24 protein-coding genes are annotated in these 22,207 nt (G+C 71.2%); 16 read left to right on the top strand and 8 right to left on the bottom strand.

The window, feature by feature from the left end:
* Positions 1 to 113: 113 nt before the first annotated feature.
* Entirely contained in the window at positions 114 to 1,217 is a 1,104-nt protein-coding gene (locus ACTWQC_RS30795) for an isoafricanol synthase (protein WP_443319121.1), read from the top strand.
* A 40-nt stretch (positions 1,218 to 1,257) separates the two neighbouring features.
* On the opposite strand, the gene hypE is transcribed toward ACTWQC_RS30795, so the two are convergent.
* From hypE to hypA, 6 genes are read right to left on the bottom strand one after another with little or no spacing between them, the layout of a single operon-like run.
* The gene (hypE, locus tag ACTWQC_RS30790; RefSeq protein ID WP_443319120.1) at positions 1,258 to 2,358 is read right to left on the bottom strand and encodes a hydrogenase expression/formation protein HypE; all 1,101 of its coding nucleotides are present in this window, start codon (positions 2,356 to 2,358) and stop codon (positions 1,258 to 1,260) included.
* On the bottom strand, positions 2,351 to 3,493 hold the full coding sequence (hypD, locus tag ACTWQC_RS30785) for a hydrogenase formation protein HypD (protein WP_443319119.1): 1,143 nt from the start codon (positions 3,491 to 3,493) through the stop codon (positions 2,351 to 2,353). The genes hypE and hypD overlap by 8 nt, the downstream gene beginning before the upstream one ends.
* A complete protein-coding gene (locus ACTWQC_RS30780) occupies positions 3,490 to 3,819 on the bottom strand; it encodes a HypC/HybG/HupF family hydrogenase formation chaperone (protein WP_443319118.1) in 330 nt (109 codons plus the stop codon). Before ACTWQC_RS30780 ends, hypD begins: the two co-directional genes overlap by 4 nt.
* A 33-nt stretch (positions 3,820 to 3,852) precedes the next feature.
* Complete coding sequence (hypF, locus tag ACTWQC_RS30775) at positions 3,853 to 6,225, bottom strand: carbamoyltransferase HypF (protein ID WP_443319117.1); 2,373 nt, start codon at positions 6,223 to 6,225, stop codon at positions 3,853 to 3,855.
* Positions 6,226 to 6,247: 22 nt separating this feature from the next.
* On the bottom strand, positions 6,248 to 6,988 hold the full coding sequence (gene hypB / locus ACTWQC_RS30770; RefSeq protein WP_443319150.1) for a hydrogenase nickel incorporation protein HypB: 741 nt from the start codon (positions 6,986 to 6,988) through the stop codon (positions 6,248 to 6,250).
* Entirely contained in the window at positions 6,988 to 7,383 is a 396-nt protein-coding gene (gene hypA, locus ACTWQC_RS30765; protein ID WP_443319116.1) for a hydrogenase maturation nickel metallochaperone HypA, read from the bottom strand. Before hypA ends, hypB begins: the two co-directional genes overlap by 1 nt.
* A gap of 196 nt (positions 7,384 to 7,579) precedes the next feature.
* Here hypA and ACTWQC_RS30760 point away from each other — a divergent pair, with 196 nt between their 5' ends.
* The 13 genes from ACTWQC_RS30760 (at position 7,580) to ACTWQC_RS30700 (ending at position 18,704) form a co-directional block, all read left to right on the top strand.
* Complete coding sequence (locus tag ACTWQC_RS30760) at positions 7,580 to 9,289, top strand: enoyl-CoA hydratase-related protein (protein ID WP_443319115.1); 1,710 nt, start codon at positions 7,580 to 7,582, stop codon at positions 9,287 to 9,289.
* A 116-nt stretch (positions 9,290 to 9,405) separates the two neighbouring features.
* Complete coding sequence (locus tag ACTWQC_RS30755; protein ID WP_443319114.1) at positions 9,406 to 10,458, top strand: hydrogenase expression protein HypE; 1,053 nt, start codon at positions 9,406 to 9,408, stop codon at positions 10,456 to 10,458.
* 22 nt (positions 10,459 to 10,480) lie between these two features.
* Positions 10,481 to 12,271, top strand: coding sequence for a nickel-dependent hydrogenase large subunit (locus tag ACTWQC_RS30750; RefSeq protein ID WP_443319113.1), 1,791 nt, complete (start codon positions 10,481 to 10,483; stop codon positions 12,269 to 12,271).
* Positions 12,272 to 12,281: 10 nt separating this feature from the next.
* Positions 12,282 to 12,896: a NifU family protein gene (locus ACTWQC_RS30745; protein WP_443319112.1), complete on the top strand. Its 615-nt coding sequence runs from the start codon at positions 12,282 to 12,284 to the stop codon at positions 12,894 to 12,896.
* Positions 12,893 to 13,660: a DUF5947 family protein gene (locus ACTWQC_RS30740; RefSeq protein ID WP_443319111.1), complete on the top strand. Its 768-nt coding sequence runs from the start codon at positions 12,893 to 12,895 to the stop codon at positions 13,658 to 13,660. Before ACTWQC_RS30745 ends, ACTWQC_RS30740 begins: the two co-directional genes overlap by 4 nt.
* On the top strand, positions 13,645 to 13,851 hold the full coding sequence (locus ACTWQC_RS30735) for a hypothetical protein (protein ID WP_443319110.1): 207 nt from the start codon (positions 13,645 to 13,647) through the stop codon (positions 13,849 to 13,851). The genes ACTWQC_RS30740 and ACTWQC_RS30735 overlap by 16 nt, the downstream gene beginning before the upstream one ends.
* Positions 13,848 to 14,609: a DUF6084 family protein gene (locus ACTWQC_RS30730; RefSeq protein ID WP_443319109.1), complete on the top strand. Its 762-nt coding sequence runs from the start codon at positions 13,848 to 13,850 to the stop codon at positions 14,607 to 14,609. Before ACTWQC_RS30735 ends, ACTWQC_RS30730 begins: the two co-directional genes overlap by 4 nt.
* Positions 14,597 to 15,697, top strand: coding sequence for a hypothetical protein (locus tag ACTWQC_RS30725; RefSeq protein WP_443319108.1), 1,101 nt, complete (start codon positions 14,597 to 14,599; stop codon positions 15,695 to 15,697). The genes ACTWQC_RS30730 and ACTWQC_RS30725 overlap by 13 nt, the downstream gene beginning before the upstream one ends.
* Entirely contained in the window at positions 15,694 to 16,560 is an 867-nt protein-coding gene (locus ACTWQC_RS30720; RefSeq protein ID WP_443319107.1) for a hydrogenase maturation protease, read from the top strand. The genes ACTWQC_RS30725 and ACTWQC_RS30720 overlap by 4 nt, the downstream gene beginning before the upstream one ends.
* Positions 16,557 to 16,688, top strand: a complete 132-nt coding sequence (locus ACTWQC_RS30715) for a DUF6893 family small protein (protein ID WP_443319106.1) — start codon at positions 16,557 to 16,559, stop codon at positions 16,686 to 16,688. Before ACTWQC_RS30720 ends, ACTWQC_RS30715 begins: the two co-directional genes overlap by 4 nt.
* 61 nt (positions 16,689 to 16,749) lie before the next feature.
* Complete coding sequence (locus ACTWQC_RS30710) at positions 16,750 to 17,043, top strand: universal stress protein (protein ID WP_443319105.1); 294 nt, start codon at positions 16,750 to 16,752, stop codon at positions 17,041 to 17,043.
* A 324-nt stretch (positions 17,044 to 17,367) separates the two neighbouring features.
* A complete protein-coding gene (locus ACTWQC_RS30705; RefSeq protein WP_443319104.1) occupies positions 17,368 to 18,441 on the top strand; it encodes an alpha/beta hydrolase family protein in 1,074 nt (357 codons plus the stop codon).
* 35 nt (positions 18,442 to 18,476) lie between these two features.
* Positions 18,477 to 18,704, top strand: a complete 228-nt coding sequence (locus tag ACTWQC_RS30700) for a hypothetical protein (protein WP_443319103.1) — start codon at positions 18,477 to 18,479, stop codon at positions 18,702 to 18,704.
* A 98-nt stretch (positions 18,705 to 18,802) separates the two neighbouring features.
* Here ACTWQC_RS30700 and ACTWQC_RS30695 read toward each other — a convergent pair whose 3' ends face one another.
* The gene (locus ACTWQC_RS30695; RefSeq protein ID WP_443319102.1) at positions 18,803 to 19,678 is read right to left on the bottom strand and encodes a universal stress protein; all 876 of its coding nucleotides are present in this window, start codon (positions 19,676 to 19,678) and stop codon (positions 18,803 to 18,805) included.
* A 255-nt stretch (positions 19,679 to 19,933) separates the two neighbouring features.
* On the opposite strand from ACTWQC_RS30695, the gene ACTWQC_RS30690 reads away from it, so the two are divergent.
* Positions 19,934 to 20,617 (top strand): CBS domain-containing protein, encoded by a 684-nt coding sequence (locus tag ACTWQC_RS30690; protein ID WP_443319101.1) that lies wholly within the window; start codon positions 19,934 to 19,936, stop codon positions 20,615 to 20,617.
* Between the two features lie 514 nt (positions 20,618 to 21,131).
* On the top strand, positions 21,132 to 21,326 hold the full coding sequence (locus ACTWQC_RS30685; protein ID WP_443319100.1) for a hypothetical protein: 195 nt from the start codon (positions 21,132 to 21,134) through the stop codon (positions 21,324 to 21,326).
* Positions 21,327 to 21,472: 146 nt separating this feature from the next.
* Here the strand turns inward: ACTWQC_RS30685 and ACTWQC_RS30680 are convergent.
* A partial coding sequence (locus ACTWQC_RS30680) for an Ig-like domain-containing protein (RefSeq protein WP_443319099.1) occupies positions 21,473 to 22,207 on the bottom strand: 735 nt, incomplete at its 5' end.

The raw sequence follows: 22,207 nt of genomic DNA, 5'->3' as shown, positions 1-22,207 counted from the left end.
TCCGTAGGCCAGGGCCATACGCCTAGCGGAACGCTTAGCCTCTGAGGCATCGAGAACGCCTCGGAGCTGCGAATCCCGCGAACCGTGGGAACGCTGCGACACCAGGGGGGCTCATGACGCATGCGAGGGATTTCGGCCAGCAGCGGACGCCCCCGGACCCCACCCGGCGCGCTGCCGCCATCAGGATTCCGTTCCCCGCCCGCCTCAGCCCGCACGCCGAGCGCGCACGGCGGCATACCCTCCAGTGGTTACAGGAGATGGGCATGCTGACCGGGGCGTCCGCGACCGCGGAGTACGATGCGCTGCGGCTCGAGCGGCTGATGGCGTACTTCTATCCGGACGCCACGGGCACCGACCTCGAGCTCGCGGCCGATTTCAACGCCTGGTTCTTCATCTTCGACGACCAGTTCGACGGCAGTCTCGGGCTGCAGCCGGAGGCCATAGAACAGGTGGTGGCCTCCATCGGCCTCACCATGGCGGCGGACGACACGACCCTCCCGGCGCCCGGCAAGCAGTCATCCCCTCTCGTCCGGGGTTTCCGCAACATCTGGCACCGCGCCACGGCCGGCCGGCCCGCTGCCTGGCAACACCGCTTCCGTGCGCACTGGCAGACCTATCTGGCCGCCCACCAGGGGGAGGCACACCACAGGACCGCCGACCGCCTTCCCTCTCTGCAGGAATTTCTGCGCGTCAGACGGGAGTCGATAGGAGTCCAGCCGTGCCTCGACTTCACCGAGCGGTGCGGTGGTTACACCTTGCCGGAGGAGCTGCACGAGGCCTCCCCGCTGGCCAAGATGCGGGAGATCACCGCCGATGTGGTGATCTTCGTCAACGACATCGTCTCGCTCGTCAAAGAGCTGGCCGCGGGGGAGGTGAACAACAGCGTCATCATTCTGCGGGAGCAGACGGGGCGCACCCTGGAGCAGTCCGTCGAGCGCATCGCCGCCCTCGCCAACACGCGGGCCGCCCGCTTCGTGCGGCTCTCCTCGACCCTCCCCAAGATCCTGAGCGCATCGGGTGTTCTCCCCGAGGTCCGCGGACACGTCGACCACTACGTGGCAGGCATGGGAAATCTGATGGCGGGGAATCTGGCCTGGTCCCTTGCAACCGCCCGCTATGACGAGACAGGTGTCGCCGCCGTGAGCCGCGGACGGCAGCGCCCGTGGGCGCATCTCACCGAAACGACGTCCGCGCAGTCCGGGGACGTGTCGCGTTGACTGCCGGCCCCTGCGCGCAACCGGCAGCGGCCGGGCGGACTCAGCAGATGCGGGGCAGTTGTTCGCCGAGCGGCAAGTCCACCACACGGGTGCCACCGAGGCCCGTGCGAGCCACGACCATCCCCGGGTGCTCGGCCACACACTCGCCGATGACGGCTGCCTGTGCGCCCTGCGGGTGGGCGTGCATCGCGGCGAGTACGGGGTCCGCGTGTTCGCGCGGTACGAAGGCCACCAGGCGGCCCTCGTTGGCCACGTACAGCGGGTCGAGGCCGAGGAACCCGCATGCGTTCGCCACCGCTTCCGGGACGGGCAGGCCGCGTTCGGTGAGGGCCACGCCGGTCCCCGAGGCGATGGCGATCTCGTTGAGCGCGGCGGCGAGACCCCCGCGCGTGGGGTCGCGCAGCACGTGCAGGTCCCGCGTGACGTCGAGCATGGCCTCGACGAGGCCGGCCAGCGGCGCGGTGTCGCTGGTCACCTCCACCCCGAATTCCAGTCCCTCGCGGACGCTCATGATGGCGATGCCGTGCATGCCGATCGGTCCACTGACGATCACCACATCGCCGGGAACGGCCCGCTGCGGGCGGATGTCCACGCCTTCCGGGATCAGTCCGATCCCGGAGGTGTTGACGTAGACCCCGTCGCCGTGTCCGGCGTCGACCACCTTGGTGTCGCCCGTGGCGACGGCGACGCGCGCGGCCGCGGCGGCGGCCCCGATCGCCTGTGCCACCTTCCCGACCACGGACAGCTCGGTCCCCTCTTCGAGGATGAACGCGCAGGACAGGTAGGCCGGTCTGGCGCCGCTCATGGCCAGGTCGTTGACCGTGCCGTTGACCGCCAGGTCGCCGATGCTGCCGCCGGGGAAGAACAGCGGCCGCACCACGTAGGAGTCGGTCGAGAAGGCCAGCCGGGCGCCGCCCAGCGTCACCGCCGCCGAATCGCCGAGTCCGGCCAGCGTCTTGCTGCCGTACGCGGGAGTGAAGAGGTGTTCCACGAGCTCGGCGGACAGGGCTCCGCCGCCGCCGTGCCCCATGACCACCACCGGGTGGTCGCGCAGCGGTGCCGGGCAGGACCAGGCGGCCGGGTCCACCGGCGCGGTCTCCTCCGTGGCCGCGGGCGCCCGCAGCTCTGTCGTGTCAGCCAAGGGGAGCCGCCTCCTTCGACGGTGCGGACGGCATGGGCGCCGCGGGCGCGTCCAGGCGCCGGTACAGGTAGTAGGCGGCACAGGCCCCTTCGCTGGAAACCATCGTGGCGCCCAGGGGCGTGCGCGGTGTGCAGGTCGTGCCGAAGGCTGCGCAGTCGTTCGGCTTGATCAGGCCCTGGAGCACCTCGCCGCTGCGGCAGGCCGAGGACTCGCAGGTCCGCAAGGCGGCGACCTCGAAGCGGTGCTCGGCGTCGTACTCCCGGAAGGCGTCGGTGAGCCGCCAGCCGCTGCCGGGAATCGTGCCGATGCCGCGCCAGGCCCGGTCGGTGACCTCGAAGACCTCCTCGATCATGCGCATCGCCGCCGGGTTGCCGCCCGGCTGCACCGCGCGTGGATACGCGTTGTCGACCCGGTGTTCGCCATGTTCCAGCTGCCGGACGGTACGGCGGATGCCCTCCAGGATGTCCAGGGGTTCGAAACCGGTCACCACGATGGGGACCTTGTACCTCTCGGCCAGCTCCGGATACTCCGCAGTCCCCATCACGCTGCATACGTGACCCGCTGCCAGGAAAGCCTGGACGCGGCAGTGCGGGGCCCGCATGATCGCCTCGATGGCGGGCGGGACGCGGACGTGGGAGACCAGCAGGCTGAAGTTGCGGATGCCCAGGCGTCTGGCTTCGTGGACGGTCATCGCGTTGGCCGGGGCGGTGGTCTCGAAGCCGATGCCGAAGAACACGACCTGCCGGTCGGGATGTTTCCGCGCGATGCCGAGGGCGTCCAGCGGCGAGTACACGACCCGCACGTCGCCGCCCCGGCTCTTGACCCGGAAGAGGTCCTGGCTGCTTCCGGGCACCCGCAGCATGTCGCCGAAGGAGCAGAAGATGACGTCGGGGCGGGAGGCGATCTCGAGCGCCTTGTCGATCATCTCGAGCGGTGTGACGCACACCGGGCAGCCGGGCCCGTGAATCAACTCGACGGTATCGGGCAGGAGTTGGTCGATCCCGTGCCGGATGATCGAGTGGGTCTGGCCGCCGCAGACCTCCATCATCGCCCAGGGGCGGGTCACGGTGGCGTGGATGTCGTCGAGCAGCCGCCGTGCGAGCTGCGGGTCGTTGAAATCATCGACGTACTTCATCGGGCACCCTCCTGTGCCGCTGTTGCCCCGGCCTCGGTGTCCGGCCGGGCCGCTCCCGCCTCCGCGGCGGCGCGGCCCCATGCGTCGCCGAACTCCTCTTCCAAAAGCCCGAGTTGCGCGAAGAGCTCCAGCGAGGCCCTGGCCGACTCCTCGTCCAGCCGCTGGAGCGCGAAGCCCACGTGGACGATGACGTAATCGCCCACTCCCGCCTCCGGCACGTAGGCCAGGCACACGTCCTTGACGACACCGCCGAAGTCGACCTGCGCCATCCGCGTGCCGTTCCGATCCTCAATACCGACCACCCTGCCGGGCACTGCCAGGCACATGGCGTTCTCCGTTCGTCGCTGGGTCGTTGGTGGCTACGCGAGGTCTCCGCCGCGCGCTGCCACGACGAGCTGACCGAGGGCGAGCCCGCCGTCCCCGGGCGGGACCTCCCCGTGACGCAGCACGGTGAAGTCGCTCGCCCGCAGCAGATCGGTGCACTCCTCGTCCAGCAGCGCGTTGGCGAACACCCCGCCGGAGAGCGCGACCGTCCGCACCCCGGTCTCCCGGCGGGCGCTCCTGCACACCTCTGCCACCGCGCTCGCGACCGCCCGGTGGAACCGTGCGGCGATCACCGGGGCAGGGGAGCCGCGGCGCAGGTCCGCGACGATGGAGCGCAGTGCGGGGGCGGGGTCGAGCAGCGTGGCCGCCACACCCGGGCGGGAGCCCGCGGGGCGCAGCGCGAAGGCGTATGCGTCCTCGTGCTCCGCCCACGCCGGCGACGCGGCCGCCTCCAGCTCGATGGCGGCCTGCGCTTCGTAGCCCGCGCGATGGCACATCCCCGCCAGCGAGGACACGGCGTCGAAGAGCCGCCCCATACTGGACGTCGGCACACAGCCCGGCCCCCGTTCCAGCTGCCGGTCGAGCACCCGGAGTTCGCCGGGAGAGCAGGCCGCGACGCAGGGCAGGTCAGGGTCCCAGGGGAGGCCGGCCGCGCGCAGGTGCGACAGCGCCATACGGCAGGGGTTGCCGACTCCCGCGTCCCCGCCGGGCAAGGGGACATACGCCAGGTGCGCGAGGCGGCGGTAGCCGTGGTAGTCGGCCAGGAGCACCTCGCCGCCCCAGATCGCGGCGTCGTCGCCGTAGCCGGTGCCGTCGAAGGCGACGCCGATGACGGGCGCGGTGCCGTCGAGTCCGTTCTCGGCCATGGCGGAGGCGATGTGCGCGTGGTGATGCTGCACCAGCCGCAGGGGGCGGCCGGCCGCATTGCGGCGGGCCCACCGCGCCGAGTGGTACCCGGGGTGCCGGTCGGCCACGAGCAGCCGGGGTGCGACGCCGGTCAGCCGCCGCAGCCGCCGCTCACCCGCTTCGAAGGCCCGTACGGTGGCCAGGTCGCCCATGTCCCCGATGTGCGGGGAGAACCATGCGCTGTGCTCGTCGGCCAGGCACAGCGTGTTCTTGAGGTCCCCACCGACGGCCAGGGCGGGCTGGACCGGGACCGGGAGTGCGACGGGGGAGGGGGCGTAGCCGCGGGACCGGCGCAGGACGACCTCGCTGCCGTCCGCGCGCAGCCGCACCACGGAGTCGTCGCACGGGACCTCGATGGCCCGGTCGTGCGACAGCCAGGCGTCGGCAAGCCCGGCCAGCCGGGTCAGGGCCTCGCGGTCGTCCGTGACGATGGGCTCGCCCGACCGGTTGCCGCTGGTCATCACCAGGACCCGGGGTCCCGGGGGGTCTTCGGGAAGGCCGAACAGGAGATGCTGGAGCGGGGCGTAGGGCAGCATCACGCCCACGTCCGGGCTGCCCTGGCAGACACCTGCGGCCAGTTCCCGTACGTCGTGCGACGCGTGGCGGCGGAGCAGCACGATCGGACGGCGGGGACTGCTGAGCGCGGCGCGTTCGGCCGGGCCGACGCGGGCGAGCCGCGCGGCGGTCGCCAGGTCGGGGCACATCACCGCGAAGGGCTTCGCGCCCCGGCTCTTGCGCCGGCGAAGGCCGGCGACGGCGTCCCGGTCGGCGGCGTCGCACGCGAGGTGGTAGCCGCCCACGCCCTTGACCGCGACGATCGCGCCCCGCGCGAGCAGCCGCCTGGACTCGGCGAGGGCCTCCTCGCCTTCGGATCGGCGGGCACCGGTACCGGGAGCGGGGGTGAGCGTGAGCCGGGGGCCGCAGGACCGGCAGGCCACGGGCTGGGCGTGAAAGCGGCGGTCCGAGGGATCGGCGTACTCGTCGGCACAGGCCGGGCACATGGGGAACGCGGCCATGGTGGTGGTCGCGCGGTCGTACGGCAGCCCGGTGGCGATGGTGAGGCGGGGGCCGCAGTGCGTGCAGGTGACGAACGGGTGGCGGTACCGGCGGTCCTGCGGATCGGCGAGCTCGCGCAGACAGTCGGCGCAGGTCGCGGTGTCCGGCGGGATCAGGGTGCGGCCCTCGCCCCGCTCGGAGGGCAGGATGACGAACCCTTCGGTGCCGAGGGCCGCCACGGACTCGTACGTGACGCCGGAGACGACGGCGAGGGGAGGGGTCTGCTCGCGGACGCGGCGGCAGAACTCCTCGACGCCGTCGGGGTCTCCCTCGATCTCGGCGATCACGCCGCCCGCGTTGTTGCTCACGAACCCGGACAGCGCCAGCTCGCCGGCGAGGCGGTGGACGAAGGGCCGGAAGCCGACGCCCTGCACGACGCCCCGCACCGTGACCCGGCGCCGCACGGCGGCCGCGCGCTCCGGCCGGTTCGTCAGCGTGCTCGTCATGCCGCCGCCTGCCGATGGGATGTCACGACGTCTCGGCGGCGGTCGGGTCCGCCCCGGCGTGGGCATGGGAGTGGTGGTCTCCCGCGAGGAGCGGCTGGTGCGGCCGGGCCCCGTCGCACACGGCGAGCACCCGGTCAAGGAGCACCTTGATCCCCTGGCCGGTACGAGCGGAGGAACGCACCACCTCCACCCCGGGATTGATCCGCTCGACATGCGCCGCGAAGGCGTCCTCGTCGAAGCCGGCGGCCTCGGCCAGGTCGGTCTTGGTGAGGACGACCAGATTCGCCAGGCCGAAGGCCGTGGGGTACTTGACGGGCTTGTCCTCGCCCTCGGTGACGGACATCAGCACCACCCGGAGCGCCTCACCGAGGTCGTAGGAGGCGGGGCAGACGAGATTGCCGACGTTCTCGACGAAGAGCGCCCTGGTGCCGTCCGGCAGCCAGCCGTCCAGATGGCCGCGAAGCTGGTCCGTCTCCAGGTGGCACAGCCCACCGGTCAGCACCTGCTTCACCGGCGCCCCCGATCTGGCGAGCCGGCGCGCGTCGTTCTCGGTCGCGAGGTCGGCGGTGACCGCGGCCACCGGTACGCCGCGCTCGGTCGCCTGGCGCAGGACGAGTTCCAGGAGGGCCGTCTTGCCGCTCCCCGGGCTGGACAGCAGATTGACCGCGGTGACGCCCTGGCGCGCCAGGTCGGTGCGCAGCGTCTCCGCCAGGCGGTCGTTCTTCGCGAGCACGGCCTGCCGCACGTCCACCGTCCGACACATCATGTTCTCTCTCCCCGTCCTGCCTCGTGGAGGACCGGACACGACCCGGCCTCCGGCAGTTGAACCCCGGTCAGTTCGAGCTCGCGTCCCGTGAGCAGTTCCGCCGCGGCCTGTTCGCACCGTGGGCACCACAGCCGCGGAGGTGAGCCCACCGCGAACTCCGCGTCGCAGCCGGTGCACCGGGCCCGCGCGGGCACCTCCTCGATCAGGAGCTCGGCACCGGCCGCCAACGTGCCCTCCGCCACGAGCTCGAAGGAGAACCGCAGCGCGTCGGGCACCACACCTGCCAGTTCGCCGATGCGCAGCTGCACCGATTCGACCGAGGCGGCGCCGTGTTCGCGGGCGGCCTCCTCGGCGCTCTCGACAACAGCGGCCGCGATCGACAGTTCATGCATGGCCCGTCACGGTAGGCATGCGTGGCGGGCCCTCGTCCGGAACGCAGGCACCGGTGAGTGCCGATTTCCCTCGGGCGGCGCAAGCCGGGAGCGCATCGGGCGCGTCCCGCGCCCTGCATGGCGTCCCTTGGGAGAGCATCACCTTCCGTGTCCGGCGTCCACCGTGTCGCAGAGCGGCACCGGCCCAGGAGGCGTGATGCACATCCTGCTCGTCGCGAGCGCGTTCAACAGCCTGACCCAGCGGATCTTCGCCGAACTCCGGGACCGCGGTCACACGGTCGCAGCGGAGCCGGTACGCGGTGACGCGTCCCTGCGTGAGGCCGTGCGCAGGCACGCTCCGGAGCTCGTCATCGCCCCCATGCTCAAGACCGCGATCCCCGAGGACGTGTGGTCCGCGCACACCTGCCTGATCGTGCACCCGGGGCCACCCGGTGACCGCGGTCCGTCTTCGCTCGACTGGGCCCTGCAGGAAGGCGCCGGCTGGTGGGGGGTGACGGTGCTTCAGGCGGTCGCGGAGATGGATGCGGGCCCCGTCTGGGCCTCGGCGCCCTTCCCCGTTCCGGCGTCCGGCAAGAGCGACGTGTACCGGGGCGAGGCCTCCGATGCCGCACTCGAAGCGGTCCTGCAAGCCGTGGAGCGCTTCGCCTCGGGCACGTACACCCCACGGCCCCAGGACGCGACCGAGCATGGGCTGCGCCCGTATCTCCACCAGGATCTGCGGCGGATCGACTGGTCGTCGGAGCCCACCGAGATCGTGCTGCGCAAGCTGCGCGCCGCCGACTCCCACCCCGGGGTGCTCGACTCGTTCCTCGGCGGCGAGTGGTATCTGCACGGCGGCCACCCGGAGGACCGGCTCGTCGGCAGGCCCGGCCAGGTGCTGGCCACCCGGTGCGGTGCGATCTGCCGGGCGACGGCCGACGGCGCGGTGTGGATCCCGCAGCTGCGCGCCAAGCGCCGGCCGGGGGGCGAGAAGACGTTCAAGCTGCCGGCCGTCCAGGCCCTCGGTGACCGGCTGAGGGACGTTCCGGAGCTGACCGCGGAGTTGTGGGCGCCCAGCCGCCACCGCACCTGGGCCGACATCAGCTACGACGAGCACGCGAGCGTCGGCTTCCTGCGTTTCTCCTTCCCCAGCGGGGCCATGAGCACCGACCACTGCCGGCGGCTGCTGGCCGCCTACCGGCGGGCCTGCTCCCGGCCGACGGACGTCGTGGTCCTCGGAGCCACCAGGGACTTCTTCTCCAACGGCATCCACCTGGGCGTCATCGAGGCCGCCGCCGATCCCGCGCAGGAGTCCTGGGCCCACATCCAGGCCATGGATGACCTCGTGGAGGCGGTTCTGACCACCACCGACCGGCTGGTCGTCTCGGCGCTCGGCGGCAACGCCGCGGCCGGCGGAGCGATGCTGGCGCTGGCGGCGGACGAGGTCTGGTGCCGGGCGGGCACGGTGCTCAATCCCCACTACCGGCTCATGGGCCTGTACGGATCCGAGTACTGGACGTACACCCTGCCGCGCCGGGTGGGGGCGCGCGAAGCGGAGCGGCTGACCCGGGAGGCGCTGCCCGTGAGCGCGGCGAGCGCCCTGCGGACCGGACTGGTCGACCGAGTAGTGGCCTGCGGCCCGGAGGAGTTCTCCGGGGAGGTCACCCGGCTGGCCGCGGGCCTGGCCACCTCGGCGCGGCTGCACGCGCGGATCACGGAGAAGAAGGCCGTACGGGAACGCGAGGAAGCCGCCAAACCGCTCCGCGCCTACCGGGCCGAGGAGCTTGAGCGCATGCGGCGGACCTTCTTCGACGCGGCTGCGCCGTACCACGCACTCAGGTCGGCCTTCGTACGAAAGGAGCAGGCCACCCGTACGCCGGAGTACCTGCCGGATGAGGCAGAGCAACGCAGTGTGTCCGAGTTGTGAGTGATTGCGTGGAATGTAAGCCTCTTCTGGGGTGACGGTCAGCCGACCGGCGCCCGTACCCGCTGCCCTTGGCAGAAGGGGCGTCCGCGCCTGCGGGGCCCGGAAAGGAAGGCGCGATGATGACCGACCTGTCAGCCGCTCGTGGTGTCGACGAGGTGCACATTCTGTGGACCTCGGAGGGGATGAGCTGCGACGGGGACACCGTCTCGGTCACCGCCGCGTCCCTGCCGAGCCTCGAGGACGTCGTGCTGGGAGCGATCCCCGGTCTCCCCAAGGTGCACCTGCACAACAAGGTGCTGGCCTACGAGACCGGTGACGACTTCATGCAGGCCTTCCACCAGGCCGCGCGGGGCGAACTGGGGCCGTATGTCTTCGTCGTGGAGGGCTCCATCCCGAACGAGCGGATCAACGGCGACGGTTACTGGACCTCGATGGGCAACGACCCGGACACCGGCGAGCCGATCACCTTCAACCAGTGGATCGACCGTCTCGCGCCGCAGGCCTACGCCGTCGTGGCGGCCGGGACCTGCGCCACGTACGGCGGCATCCATGCCATGGCCGGCAACCCCACGGGCTGCATGGGCCTCGCCGACTATCTGGGCTGGGATTTCCGCTCCGCGGGCGGGCTGCCGATCGTCAACGTCCCCGGCTGCCCCGTCCAGCCCGACAACTTCATGGAGACCCTCACCTGGGTGCTGTACCAGGCCGCGGGGATGGCGCCGCCGATTCCGCTGGACGAGCAGCTCCGCCCGACCTGGCTGTTCGGCAAGACCGTGCACGAGGGCTGCGACCGGGCCGCGTACTACGAGCAAGGCGACTTCGCCAAGGACTACAACTCGCCCAAGTGCCAGGTGAAGATCGGCTGCTGGGGCCCGGTGGTGAACTGCAACGTCACCAAGCGCGGCTGGATGGACGGCATCGGCGGCTGCCCCAACGTCGGCGGCGTCTGCATCGGCTGCACCATGCCCGGCTTCCCCGACAAGTTCATGCCGTTCATGGACGAGCCACCGGGCGGCGCCCTGTCGTCCACGGTGCTCAGCTCCACCTACGGGCCGCTCGTACGGACGCTGCGGTCCATCACCAACCGCGCCGCGAACCGGGAACCGAAGTGGCGCCACAACCGTCCCGAGCTGACCTCCGGCTTCTCGCCGCGCTGGTCCGGCCGCTGACCATGCGCGAAAGGACCGTCCTGTGACGACGAGCCAGACCATCCCGACCGGACAGCGCACCCTCACCGATGTCGCGTTCGACCCCATCACCCGGATCGTCGGCAACCTGGGCATCTACACGAAGATCGACTTCAACAACCGCGAAGTCGTCGAATGCCGCAGCACATCCTCCGTCTTCCGCGGCTACAGCGTCTTCATGAAGGGCAAGGACCCGCGGGACGCCCACTTCATCACCAGCCGCATCTGCGGCATCTGCGGGGACAACCACGCCGTCTGTTCGGTGTACGCACAGAACATGGCCTACGGGGTGAAGCCTCCGCCGCTCGCGGACTGGATGATCAACCTCGGCGAAGCCGCAGAGTACATGTTCGACCACACGATCTTCCAGGACAACATGGTCTTCGTCGACTACTGCGAACGCATGGTCAGGGAGACCAACCCGGGCGTTCTGGAGCAGGCCGAGCGGACCCCGGCTCCCGGCGCCGACCTGCACGGCCACAGGACCGTGGCCGACATCATGCGGTCCTACAACCCCTTCGAGGGTACGACGTACAAGGAGGCGCTCGTCATGAGCCGCCTCACCCGCGAGATGATCTGCCTGATGGAGGGCCGGCACGTCCACCCCTCCACGCTCTACCCCGGCGGTGTCGGCACGGTCGCGACCCCGCAGGTCTTCACCGACTATCTCGTCCGGCTGACGCGGTGCCTCGACTTCGTCAAGCGGACCGTCGCCATGAACGACGACGTCTTCGACTTCTTCTATGAGGCGCTGCCGGGCTACGAGGAGGTCGGCCGCCGCCGGACGCTGCTCGGCTGCTGGGGCGCCTTCCAGGACCCCGAGATCGTCGACTACGACTACCGGCGGATGAACGAGTGGGGCAACGCCATGTTCGTCACCCCCGGCATCGTCGTCGACAACGAGCTGGTCACCACCGACCTGGTCGACATCAACCTGGGCATGCGCATCCTGCTCGGCAGCTCGTACTACGAGGACTGGGCCGGCGAGCAGACCTTCGTCGACAAGGATCCGCTCGGCAACCCCGTGGACAAGCGGCACCCGTGGAACCAGACCACGCTGCCCGCACCGCAGAAGCGCGACCTGGGAGAGGGCGGCAAGTACAGCTGGGTGATGAGCCCCCGGTGGTACGACCGGCGCACGGGTGACCATCTCGCTCTGGACACCGGCGGCGGGCCGATCGCCCGGCTGTGGTCCACCGCACTGGCCGGCAAAGTCCGCACGCCCTATGTCCGTTCCACCGGGCACAGCGTGGAGATCGACCTGCCGAAGACCCCCGGCACGCCGGAGGTCCACCTGGAGTGGAAGCCCCCGCCGTTCCCCAACACCATCGAGCGCAACCGGGCCCGGATGTACTTCGTGGCCTATGCCGCCGCGATGGCCCTCTACTTCGTGGACCGGGGCCTGGAGGAGGTCCGGGCCGGACGCACCAAGACCTTCCAGGACTTCAAGGTGCCGAAGGAGGCCATCGGCGTGGGCTTCCACGAGGCCGTGCGCGGTGTGCTCTCCCACCACCTGGTCATCCGTGACAGCAAGATCGCGAACTACCACCCGTACCCGCCGACCCCCTGGAATGCCAGCCCCCGGGACTCCTATGGAACCCCCGGGCCGTACGAGGACGCGGTCCAGGGCTGTCCGATCTTCGAGGAGAACGGCCCGGACAACTTCAAGGGCATCGACATCATGCGCACCGTGCGCAGCTTCGACCCGTGCCTGCCCTGCGGCGTGCACATGTACCTCGGCGGCGGGCGCACCCTCAAGCAGATGCACTCCCCGACATTCGGCGCGGTCGGGTAGGGGCGCCGGGATGCCATGGGATGACGAGCACGCACGCGCGCAGGTGGCCAGGGCCGAGGAGTTGCTGGCCGGTCTGGAGACCCTGCCGGACAGTGCCGCGGCCGCACGGGCCGTCGAGACCGTCGAGGCGCTGGTCGGCCTCTACGGCGACTGCCTCGCCAGGGTCATCGAGTACGCGGCCGAAACCGCGGACACCGACGGAGCGGGTGAAGCCGACGACGGCACGGCCGCCGGCCGTACGGGTCTCGGGCTGCTGGACCGGCTCGCGGCCGACGAACTCGTCGGCCATCTGCTGCTCGTGCACGACCTGCACCCCGACCCGGTGGAGACCCGGGTGCGGAGAGCGCTGGATGAGGTGGGCCGCCATGTGCGGTCGCAGGGCTGCGAGTTGGAGCTGCTGGAGCTGTCGGACACGGCCGTACGGATCCGGCTCGAGCGCCGCGGCCACGGCTGCTCGTCTGCCCAGGAACCGGCGGAGCAGGCCGTACGGGATGCCATCGCCGGACGTGCGCCCGAGATCCTCGACGTCGGGATCGAGAGCGGCCCGGAGCCGGTGCCGGAGACCCTCATCCCGGTGGAGGCGCTGTTCCACGGCCGGACGCCCGCGGGACGGAGTGCCGGATGAGCCCCGCGACGACGCACTTCGCCGCACCCCGCCTGCGGCGCCTGGTGCACCACGCCATTCGCCCCGGTGGGACCGGCGGGACTGGCGGCATGGGCGGGACCACGGTCCCGGAGGCGGGGGGAGGGCGCCCCCGCCAGACGGGCCACGATGGCCCGGAGCGGTGCGACCTGTGCGCCGAGACGATCGACCAGGCACACCGTCACCTGCTCGACCTGCACACGGGCGCCATGTCCTGCGCCTGCCGCGCCTGCTCCCTGCTCTTCGACCGGCAGGAGGCGGGAGGAGCGCTCCCCCGGACTCCGTCCGGGAGGTACTCCCTCCGGCTGCTGCCGCGGCGCAGGCTGCGGCTGGACGGCTGTGACATCGACGAGATGCTCTGGGCCGGTCTGGGCATCCCCGTCGACCTCGCATTCTTTACGCGCAGCGGGTCGTCCGGGGAGGTCTCGGCCGGCTATCCGAGCCCGCTGGGCACCATGCGTTCCACGGTGGATCCGCACAGCTGGCGCGAGCTGGAGGCCTCCCACCCGGCTCTGAGCACGATGGCGGAGGACGTCGAAGCCCTGCTGGTGAACCAGGCCGGCGGCGCTCGGGAGCACTGGCTGGTGCCTCTGGACGACTGCTACCGGCTGGTGGCCGTGGTGCGCGCACACTGGAAGGGACTGGGTGGTGGTCCCCAGGTGTGGGAGCAGGTCAGATCCTTCTTCGATGAACTCTCCACCGACTTCCGAACCACGACCGAGGAGGCGTCATGGGCATCACCGTAGGCAAGCCCGACGTACAGCTCGACAAGGCGGCACACGTCAGGGGGGTCCGGCGCGGCAACCACAGGGGCGTCATCAAGTACCACCCCGGGCATCTGCCCGATGACCGCTCGACGGCTCGCCGGTCCACCGGGATCAACGCCAGGCACCGGGAACCCGTGATGCCCGACATGCCGAACCTGTCCCCGGCGTGACGGTGACGGACCGTGCGGCGGCGCGCCACGCGATCCCGGACCTGGCTTTCGCGATCACCGGTGTGGAGCCGGAGCGCTACGCCGCGGTTCCGACGCTGCGCTTCCGGCTGGAGATCACCCGCGCCGGCGGCGGCCCTGTGGACTCGGTCAGCCTGACGACGGCGATCCGGATCGACGCGGCCCGGCGCCGCTACGGCCCGGAGGCCCGGCGGGCCCTGACCGAGCTCTTCGGCGAGCCGCAGCGGTGGGGCAGCACCATGCGGCCCCTTCACTGGGCGCGGACGACGGTGGTCGTGCCGCCGTTCGACAGTGGCACCGCAGTCGACATCACGGTGCCGTGCCCGTACGACATCGAGTTGGGTGTGACCAAGTACCTGCGCGCCGTCCGGGACGGGGACGTGCCCCTGAACTTCCTCTTCGGCGGCACCGTCTTCTTCCGGGCCGCCGAGGGACCGCTGCGGACGGCCCAGATCTCCTGGACCAAGGACACCGGGTACGGACTGCCCGCCGACCTGTGGCACGAGCTGATCGACCGGTACTTCGGCGGCAGTCCCTGGCTGCGGCTGTCCAGGGAGACCTTCGACCGGCTCGACGCCTTCCGGGCGCGTGAAGTGCTCGGCGGCTGGGACGACACGATCCGCGGCCTGCTCGAGAGGGCCGCCCTCCTGGAAACCCCCGCGAAAGCCCTCACGGATACCCGTACGGAAACCCTCGGGGAAGCCACGACCACCGGAACCGGAGCGCCATGCACACCGTAGAGAAGGCCGCGGAGACGGCCGTGGAGAAGATCGTGCGCACCTGCCTCTACGAGGGCTACCTGCTCTGGCCGTACCGCAGGTCCGCGCTGAAGAACGCCAAGCGCTGGACCTTCGGCGGGGTCTTCCCGCAGGCGTGCGCCGCCGAGCTCGGTGAACAGAGCGTGATGCAGACCCAGGTCCTCTTCGACACCGGTCATGCGGAGGGGAGCGCGGCCGATGTGGATGTGTCGATCCGCGTACGGTTTCTGCAGGTCGTCGACCGTGGTGTCGTCCGGGAAGGGCCGGACGGGCCGCAGCCCGTCGACGAGCTGACCGTGGACGGAGAGCGTTACCTCGCCTGGCAGGAGGCCGTCGAACGCGAGGTGCTGGTCCCCGTGACGCTGCCCGCGGGCCTGCGGGATCCCGCCACGTCCGCCATCGACTTCCCCGCGGGCACCGATCGTGAGCCACTGGTCGACGCGTCGGGCCGCCACGTCGGCAGTCTCGTCCGCAGCCGACGGCCGCTCACCGGCACGGTGGAAGTGGGCGCTGTGCGTGTCGCGGACGGCGTGCACCGGCTGACGGTGCGGATCGAGAACACCACGCCGTATCCCGGTCCGGACACCGGCGCGCCCAACGCCCGGGAGGAGGCCGCCGCGTACGCCTTCGTCTCCACTCACACGCTGCTGCACAGCGACGCCGGACGCTTCGTCTCCCTCATCGACCCGCCGGCCCACCTGTGCGCCCTCGCCGCGGCCTGCGACAACCGGGGAACCTGGCCCGTACTCGTGGACGACGGCGAGGGCCGCCCCCCAGGAGCGCGGCGGGACAGCACATCAGGCGCGCACACGGTGCTGTCGTCCCCCGTCACCCTGTACGACTTTCCGGCGGTGGCCCCCGAGAGCCCCGGAGACCTCTTCGACGGGACGGAGATCGACCAGTTGCTCGTCCTCAGCGTGCTGAGCCTGACGGAGGAGGAGCAGGCGGAGGCCCGGGCCTGCGACCCCAGAGCGCGGGAGATCCTCGACCGCTGCGCGGGGCTGAGCCCTGACGAACTGATCGGCCTGCACGGGACCATCCGCGAGTTCCGGCCCTCGGAGGACGCGTGAACGGGCAGCTGTCCGGTGACGCCGTGTCACCCGGGATCGGGAAGACCGTGACCGTGGACGGGGTTCCGCTGCGTCCGGGGAGCCGGGTGCGGCTGAGGCCGTCCGGCGGGGCCGACATCTTCGATCTCGCACTTGCCGGGCGCATCGCCGAAGTGGTCGGCGTGGAGGAGGATTTCGAGGGCCGGATCCACGTCGCGGTCGTCCTGGCAGGGGACCCGGGACGCGACTTCGGGGGGAATGGGCAGATCGGTCACCGCTTCTTCTTCTCGCCCGGGGAACTGGATCCGGCCGGGCCCGCCACTCCCGGGACGGGTGCACCACCTCGCCCGCGCATCCTGGTCGCCGGCATCGGAAATGTCTTTATGGCCGATGACGGATTCGGCCCGGCCGTGGCCGCCGCTCTGAGCCGGCGGACGCTCCCCGACGGCGTCCACGTAGTGGACTTCGGCATTCGCGGAATGGACCTCGCCTACCGGCTGCTCGAGGGCTACGACGCCGCTCTGCTCGTGGATGCCGCCCCCAGAGGGGAGCGCCCCGGCACGCTGTCGGTCATCGAGCCCGATATCGAGGACATGGAAGGTGCCCCCGAGACGCACGCCATGGACCCGGTCAAGGTCCTGGCACTCGCCCGCCACCTCAGCGACGGCAGCGACGGACCGCTGCCCCGCATCCTCGTCGTCGGTTGCGAGCCCTCGGTGCGGATGACCGGTGACGAGCCGGATGTGCTGGTGGAGCTCAGCGAACCCGTTCAGCGGGCGGTCGAGGAGGCGGTACGGCTCGTCGAGTCGCTGGTGGCGGAGCTGCTGGAGGAAGCGCCTGCCACCGCACCGGGCACTCTGGGAGAGGAGGTGATTCCTCGATGAGGAACGGCATCTTCATCCCGGCGATCGTGGTGCGCATCGCCGTCGGCGCACTGGCCGCCGCGGCGGTCGCGGTGGTCCTGTCAGAAGCACCGGAGGCCTGGCGCTACATCAAGATGGAGACGATGTGACGACGTAGGGACGGCCCGGGGTTCACTGAGCTGAACAACCCCCCAGGGGGTGTTCAGCTCAGTGAACCCCGGGCCGCCGGCGTCACACGCCTGGGCCGAGCCGCCCCAGACAGCGCGTACCGCCCAGGAGCCCGAGGGGCGCAGGCGCGGGGCGACGCGGATCCTGCGCGAGGCCGAGGCGCATCTCGCGGCCCGCCACCCGGAGGTGTCGATCTCCGCCGAGCAGGTCGCGGAGACGGCCGTCGCGGCTCTCGTGGCCCGCAGCGCGACGTCGGAGATGCTGGTCCTCGGCTCGCGCGGGCAGGGCGTCGTGTCCGGCTGGCTTCTCGGTTCCGCCGGCCTGCCCAGGGGATAGTCCGGCAGCCCGAACTTCCCCGCGCTGCTCCGCGAGCGAGCCGACCGCCTCGGCTGCGACGCCGTGAGGTGCTCGCGTGGGCCAAGTGCCCAGTGGTGATGGTGCGGGAGGGCGCGGGGGCCGAGCCTGAGCGCGCGGGGGACGAGGTCGTCGTCGGCATCGAGGACCTGCGCGAATCGGCGCATCCGCTGATCGAGTTCGCCTTCGCCGCGACCTCGGCACAGAAGGCTCCGTTGCGTGTCGTACGGGCCTGGAGCCCGCCGCCCGTGTTCGCGTACAGCCCGGGGTCGCTGCAGCTCCGCGCCCGCCGAGGCACCTCCAGACGTGCTTTCCGGTCCCACGCACGGCTGGAACCACGACGCGCAGTTCGTCATCCGACTGCCGGAGCGCTGGAACGGCGGACTGGTGGTGACCGGCGCGCCCGGCACGCGTAAGCAGTACTCCCTGGATCCCCTCATCTCCGACTGGGTCCTGGCCAAGGGCTACGCCTTCGCCTCGACCGACAAGGGCAACAGCGGACCGGACTTCTCTACCGACGGGGACCGGCCCGGCGACGCGATCGCCGAATGGCACCGGCGTACCACCCAACTGGCCCGCGCCGCCAGGGCCGTGGCCGAGCAGACTTACGGGCACGCCCCGCGCCGCACCTACATGACCGGCATCTCCAACGGCGGTTATCTCACCCGCTGGCAGCTGGAGAACTACCCCGAGCTGTACGACGGCGGGGTGGACTGGGAGGGCGCGCTGTGGACGCCGGAGGGACCCAATCTCTTCACCTACCTGCCGACCGGCGTCGCCCACCAGGCGGGCCGCGCCACCCACGACGACATGATCGCCGCCGGCTACGCCCCCGGCACGGAATTCCTGTGGCCGTACCACGAGGCCGTCTACTGGGGGCTGACGCAGAAGGTCTACCGGGCCGAGTTCGACCCCTCGTACGACCCCGACTGCCCTGGCGCGTCGGCCGGTTCGACGACCGCGGAGATCCTCGCACCCTGCGCCTCGGACGCGTCGTACGACTACGCCGCCCGCCCCCGGTCCGTGCACCGGGCGGTCGAACGGATCTCGTTGACCGGCCGGATCGGCAAGCCCATGATCACTCTGCATGGTGACCTGGACGCGCTGCTGCCGATCGCGACCGCCTCCGACGTCTACGCGGACATGATCGCCAACCGGCACCGCGCCCGGCTGCACCGCTCCTACACGATCGAGGGCGGCACGCACGTCGACGGCCTCTACGACACCCACCCGGACCGGCTCCGCCCCATCCTGCCCTGCTACCGCACCGCCTTCGGCGCCCTCACCGACTGGGTCGAGCGCCACGCGGCCCCGCCCGCCGGCGGCACCGTCGCCAAGCCCGCTTCAGGCGACGTCGTCAACTCCTGCTCACTGCGCTGACCCGCCGGCCCGCAGGAGAGCTCCGGATCAGTGCCATGCCCCGGAGCCGCTCCACCGTGGTCGCGAAGTCCCGGAGGACGGCGACCAGATCGGTCCGGGTGTCCCCGGTCGCGGGCGGGGCCTCGGCCATGCGTGCCGGCTCCAGCGCGGTGCTGGAGCGGGCCCGCGAGCGCGGCGAGATCCGCAAGGTGGCTGACCTGGAGGCCGCTGTCTCGGCCCTGCTCGGCCCGTTCTCCGCCGGCTACATGGCCGGACGGGGATAAACCGACTCGTTCGGTAGGGAAAACCGGCCCGCTCACGGTGGCGGCGCAGCGGGTCGCCGCGCACCGCCCCGGCTCGGGTCCATGGGCGATGCACTCCCTCATGCCCGCTGCGGGATGACGGCGACCGGGCAGTCGGAGTGGTGCAGCAGGGCGTGGGTGACCCGGCCGAGCTGGAGACCGGAGTGGCCGTGCTGCCGGAGGGCGCCGACGACCAGCAGGTCGGCGTCGGCCGACTTGTTCAGAAGGACCTTGTGGGCCGGGCCCTCGGTGACCTCGCGGTGGCAGACGGGCCGGCTGTGGTCGCGTACGGCCTGGTTCAGCGCGTCGGTGAGGACAGCCGAGGCCTGCTCCTCGTGGACCTGGACGGCGTCGTCAGCGATCAGGAGGTGGTCCACGTGCCCGTGAGCCGGGCGGCGCCAGGCCCGCACGGCGAAAAGCGGGCAGCCGCGCACCTCGGCTTCGCGGAAGGCGAACCGTACGGCGGCCGAGCCCTCGGTGGTGTCGCCGACCCCCAGAACGATCCGGTGGAAGGTCCCCCGCTGGTTCAGACCCGCACCGCGGACCACGATCACCGGGCATGTGGCGCGGCCCGCCACGGAGAGGCTGACGGAGCCCAGCAGCATCCCGGCGAGCTCGCTCCGGCCGCGGGACCCCGTCACCAGGGCGAAGGCCTCCCGGCCCGCACTCAGCAGCGCGGTCACGGCGTCATCGGGCAGCACCTCGCTCGACACCTTCACCTCGGGGTTGCGCAGCCGGGCCCGTTCCACGGAAGAGGCGGTGATGTGCCCGGACAGCTCCACTTCGGCGGGGCGGTCGGTACCGAGGGACGGCCGGCCTCCTTCGTAGCGCTCCCACCGGGAGGCATGGACCAGGTGAAGGGGCAGCCCGTGGAAGGCCGCCTCGTCCACGGCCCAGTCCAGGGCCTGCAGGCTGAACTCCGATCCGTCGACACCCACGACCAGCGGGAGTTCCATGGTCCCCACCGCCCTTCACTCCGGCTGACGGGAGGTACTCCGGGTACCCCCGTGGGCACGCTTGCACCGCCCGGGCCAGGGCCGGTCGGCCCACCTCCGTGCCCTTTCAGACCCTGGTGGCGGGCCACTTCTCGCCGGACGCTGGAGGTGACGGCAGGAGCAGGGGGCTGGGGCGGCTCCGCCTGCGAGCGGGAGCCAGGCCGACCCAGCGGACGTCGAACCGGTCCGACGAAGCAGCGGGGAGGAGGAGGCTCCATGCCCGAGACCCCGTACATCGTGAGCGATGTGATGACACGGACCGTGGTCGCCGTGGGCCGCGACGCGCCCTTCAAGCAGATCGTCAGGACCATGGAGCGGTGGAAGGTCAGCGCGCTGCCGGTCCTTGAGGGCGAAGGGCGGGTCATCGGGGTCGTCTCCGAGGCGGACCTGCTGCCCAAGGAGGAGTTCCGCGACAGCGACCCGAGCCGTGGCGAGCAACTGCGACGCCTGTCCGATCTGGCCAAGGCGGGAGCGGTGACCGCGGAAGAGCTCATGAGCGCACCCGCGGTGACGGTCCACCCGGGCGCAACTCTGGCCCAGGCGGCCCGGATCATGGCCGTACGGCACGTCAAGCGGCTGCCCGTCATCGATGACGAGGGCAAGCTGCAGGGCGTCGTCAGCCGAGGCGATCTGCTCAAGATCTTCCTGCGGCCGGACGAGGACATCGCGGAGGAGGTCCGCCGCACGGTCGTGGCCTACCTCTTCCCCGGCCTCGCCCGGCCCGTGCACGTCGACGTGAACGAGGGAGTCGTCACCCTCAGTGGGCAGATCCGGGACACCTCGCTCATCTCGGTGGCGGCGCGCCTGGTACGAGCCGTGGAGGGGGTCGTGGACGTCGAGTGCCACCTCAGGGGTGAGCCCGGCGCCCCTGCCGCGACCGGATCCGGACCCACGTCCTGACCACGAGCGCGGACTCTTCCGGGCTCGTGCGCGGGCCCTTCGCGGCCCGTGTCACTCCAGGAGAGCCGTTCTGTCAGAGCCGGTGAACGCACGACGGCCCCGCCCGGGCGTTGCGACCGAACTCGGATCAGGAGGCAATGTCATGGCGCGGATCTCCCTCAACCCGCCGGGTTCGCTCTCGCTGCGCCTGGGCGAGTGGTACTCGCGGCGCGGTACGGGAAGGCCATGGACCGGCTCTGGTGCTCGGCCACCACCACCCGCGGCGGAACAGCGGCGGATGAGCATCTCGCACCATAAGCCGCCGGGGTTGCTGCCGGATCGCGGGCCGCATGAGCATATGGGCGGTTTGGGGTACTTGCGGTGATGGGGAGTCCTGGACCGAGGCGGTGGTCCAGCAATCGCCCTCCGCGTACACCTCGCGGAGCCCATGGTCCTGCACCGGACCTGCACCGGAAATTGAGTTGCCCGGCCGCACCGAGTTCCTGGTCGGACGGACGGAGTGAGGAGGCCCGTCATGACTGAGAAGGTTGCCCCGAACGTGCACGAACGGTTGCGCCTCCTGGAGTCCCAGGTCCAGACCCTGGCCCAGGCCGTCCGGGCACTCGCGGAGGGCCTGGAGGAGATCCCGTCGCAGGACACCGAGATGGAGGAAGAGGCAGCCCGAGGCGCGCGGCTCGCGCACGAACTCCTGCTTTCCCAAGGGCTGTAGACCAGGAGTCGGTCGACGAGAGCGGGTGGTCTACGGTCGCGGGCTCTCGGCATCCGGGAAGCTGGTGGGTGAATACGAGCGCCGGGCCCGCCCCGTGGGGCAGGCCCGGCGCCGTCCTGCGGTGCAGGACCGTAGTGGCTGGCAGATTACAGAACGGTGTGGCTGTCGCTGTCACTGGAGCCGAGGTACTGGCCGTCGCCGGCGTAGGTGCCGGTGATGGTGTCGGCCCCCGACACGGTGAGCGCGTTGGTGGTGGTGGTCGCGACGCCGCTGCCGTCCAGAGGCACCCCGGTCAGCGTCACCGAGTTGGCGCCGGTGACGACGAAGTCGACGGTCCCCGTGGGGACCCCGGCGCCGGGGGCCACAGGTTGTACGGCGGCGGTCAAGGTGACCGTCTCTCCAGATGTCGACGGGTCCGGGAAGGAGGTGACGGTCATGGTCGTCTGGGCGGCGTTGACGGTCTGGTTGTCGGTGCCGTTGGAGGTGTTGAAGTTTCCGTCGCCGGTGTAGGTGGCGGTGATGGTGTGTGTGCCGACGGCGAGGGTGCTGTCGGTGACGGTGGCGGTGCCGCCGGTGAGTGTTGCGGTTTGGGTTGCGCCGCCGTCGATCTGGTAGGTGATGGTGCCGGTGGGTGTGCCTGCGCCGGGTGGGTTGGCGGTGACGGCGAAGGTGATGGTGGTTGTTTCGCCGAAGTCGGTGGGGTCGGGTGCGGTGGTGACGGTGGTGGTGGTGTCGGTTGCGGTGACGGTGTGGGTGTCGGTGCCGTTGGAGGTGTTGAAGTTTCCGTCGCCGGTGTAGGTGGCGGTGATGGTGTGTGTGCCGACGGCGAGGGTGCTGTCGGTGACGGTGGCGGTGCCGCCGGTGAGTGTTGCGGTTTGGGT

The organism is Streptomyces sp. 8N616 (assembly GCF_052246385.1).
Taxonomy (GTDB): domain Bacteria; phylum Actinomycetota; class Actinomycetes; order Streptomycetales; family Streptomycetaceae; genus Streptomyces.
The sequence above is the reverse complement of the archived record's forward strand: the minus strand, read 5'-3'. Positions and strand labels throughout refer to the sequence as shown.

Coding starts and splice junctions, on each gene's coding strand:
- ACTWQC_RS30795 (WP_443319121.1), top strand. CDS start 114: ATGACGCATGCGAGGGATTTCGGCCAGCAGCGGACGCCCCCGGACCCC.
- hypD (WP_443319119.1), bottom strand. CDS start 3,493: ATGAAGTACGTCGATGATTTCAACGACCCGCAGCTCGCACGGCGGCTG.
- ACTWQC_RS30780 (WP_443319118.1), bottom strand. CDS start 3,819: ATGTGCCTGGCAGTGCCCGGCAGGGTGGTCGGTATTGAGGATCGGAAC.
- hypF (WP_443319117.1), bottom strand. CDS start 6,225: ATGACGAGCACGCTGACGAACCGGCCGGAGCGCGCGGCCGCCGTGCGG.
- hypB (WP_443319150.1), bottom strand. CDS start 6,988: ATGTGTCGGACGGTGGACGTGCGGCAGGCCGTGCTCGCGAAGAACGAC.
- hypA (WP_443319116.1), bottom strand. CDS start 7,383: ATGCATGAACTGTCGATCGCGGCCGCTGTTGTCGAGAGCGCCGAGGAG.
- ACTWQC_RS30760 (WP_443319115.1), top strand. CDS start 7,580: ATGCACATCCTGCTCGTCGCGAGCGCGTTCAACAGCCTGACCCAGCGG.
- ACTWQC_RS30755 (WP_443319114.1), top strand. CDS start 9,406: ATGATGACCGACCTGTCAGCCGCTCGTGGTGTCGACGAGGTGCACATT.
- ACTWQC_RS30745 (WP_443319112.1), top strand. CDS start 12,282: ATGCCATGGGATGACGAGCACGCACGCGCGCAGGTGGCCAGGGCCGAG.
- ACTWQC_RS30740 (WP_443319111.1), top strand. CDS start 12,893: ATGAGCCCCGCGACGACGCACTTCGCCGCACCCCGCCTGCGGCGCCTG.
- ACTWQC_RS30735 (WP_443319110.1), top strand. CDS start 13,645: ATGGGCATCACCGTAGGCAAGCCCGACGTACAGCTCGACAAGGCGGCA.
- ACTWQC_RS30725 (WP_443319108.1), top strand. CDS start 14,597: ATGCACACCGTAGAGAAGGCCGCGGAGACGGCCGTGGAGAAGATCGTG.
- ACTWQC_RS30715 (WP_443319106.1), top strand. CDS start 16,557: ATGAGGAACGGCATCTTCATCCCGGCGATCGTGGTGCGCATCGCCGTC.
- ACTWQC_RS30700 (WP_443319103.1), top strand. CDS start 18,477: ATGCCCCGGAGCCGCTCCACCGTGGTCGCGAAGTCCCGGAGGACGGCG.
- ACTWQC_RS30695 (WP_443319102.1), bottom strand. CDS start 19,678: ATGGAACTCCCGCTGGTCGTGGGTGTCGACGGATCGGAGTTCAGCCTG.
- ACTWQC_RS30690 (WP_443319101.1), top strand. CDS start 19,934: ATGCCCGAGACCCCGTACATCGTGAGCGATGTGATGACACGGACCGTG.
- ACTWQC_RS30685 (WP_443319100.1), top strand. CDS start 21,132: ATGACTGAGAAGGTTGCCCCGAACGTGCACGAACGGTTGCGCCTCCTG.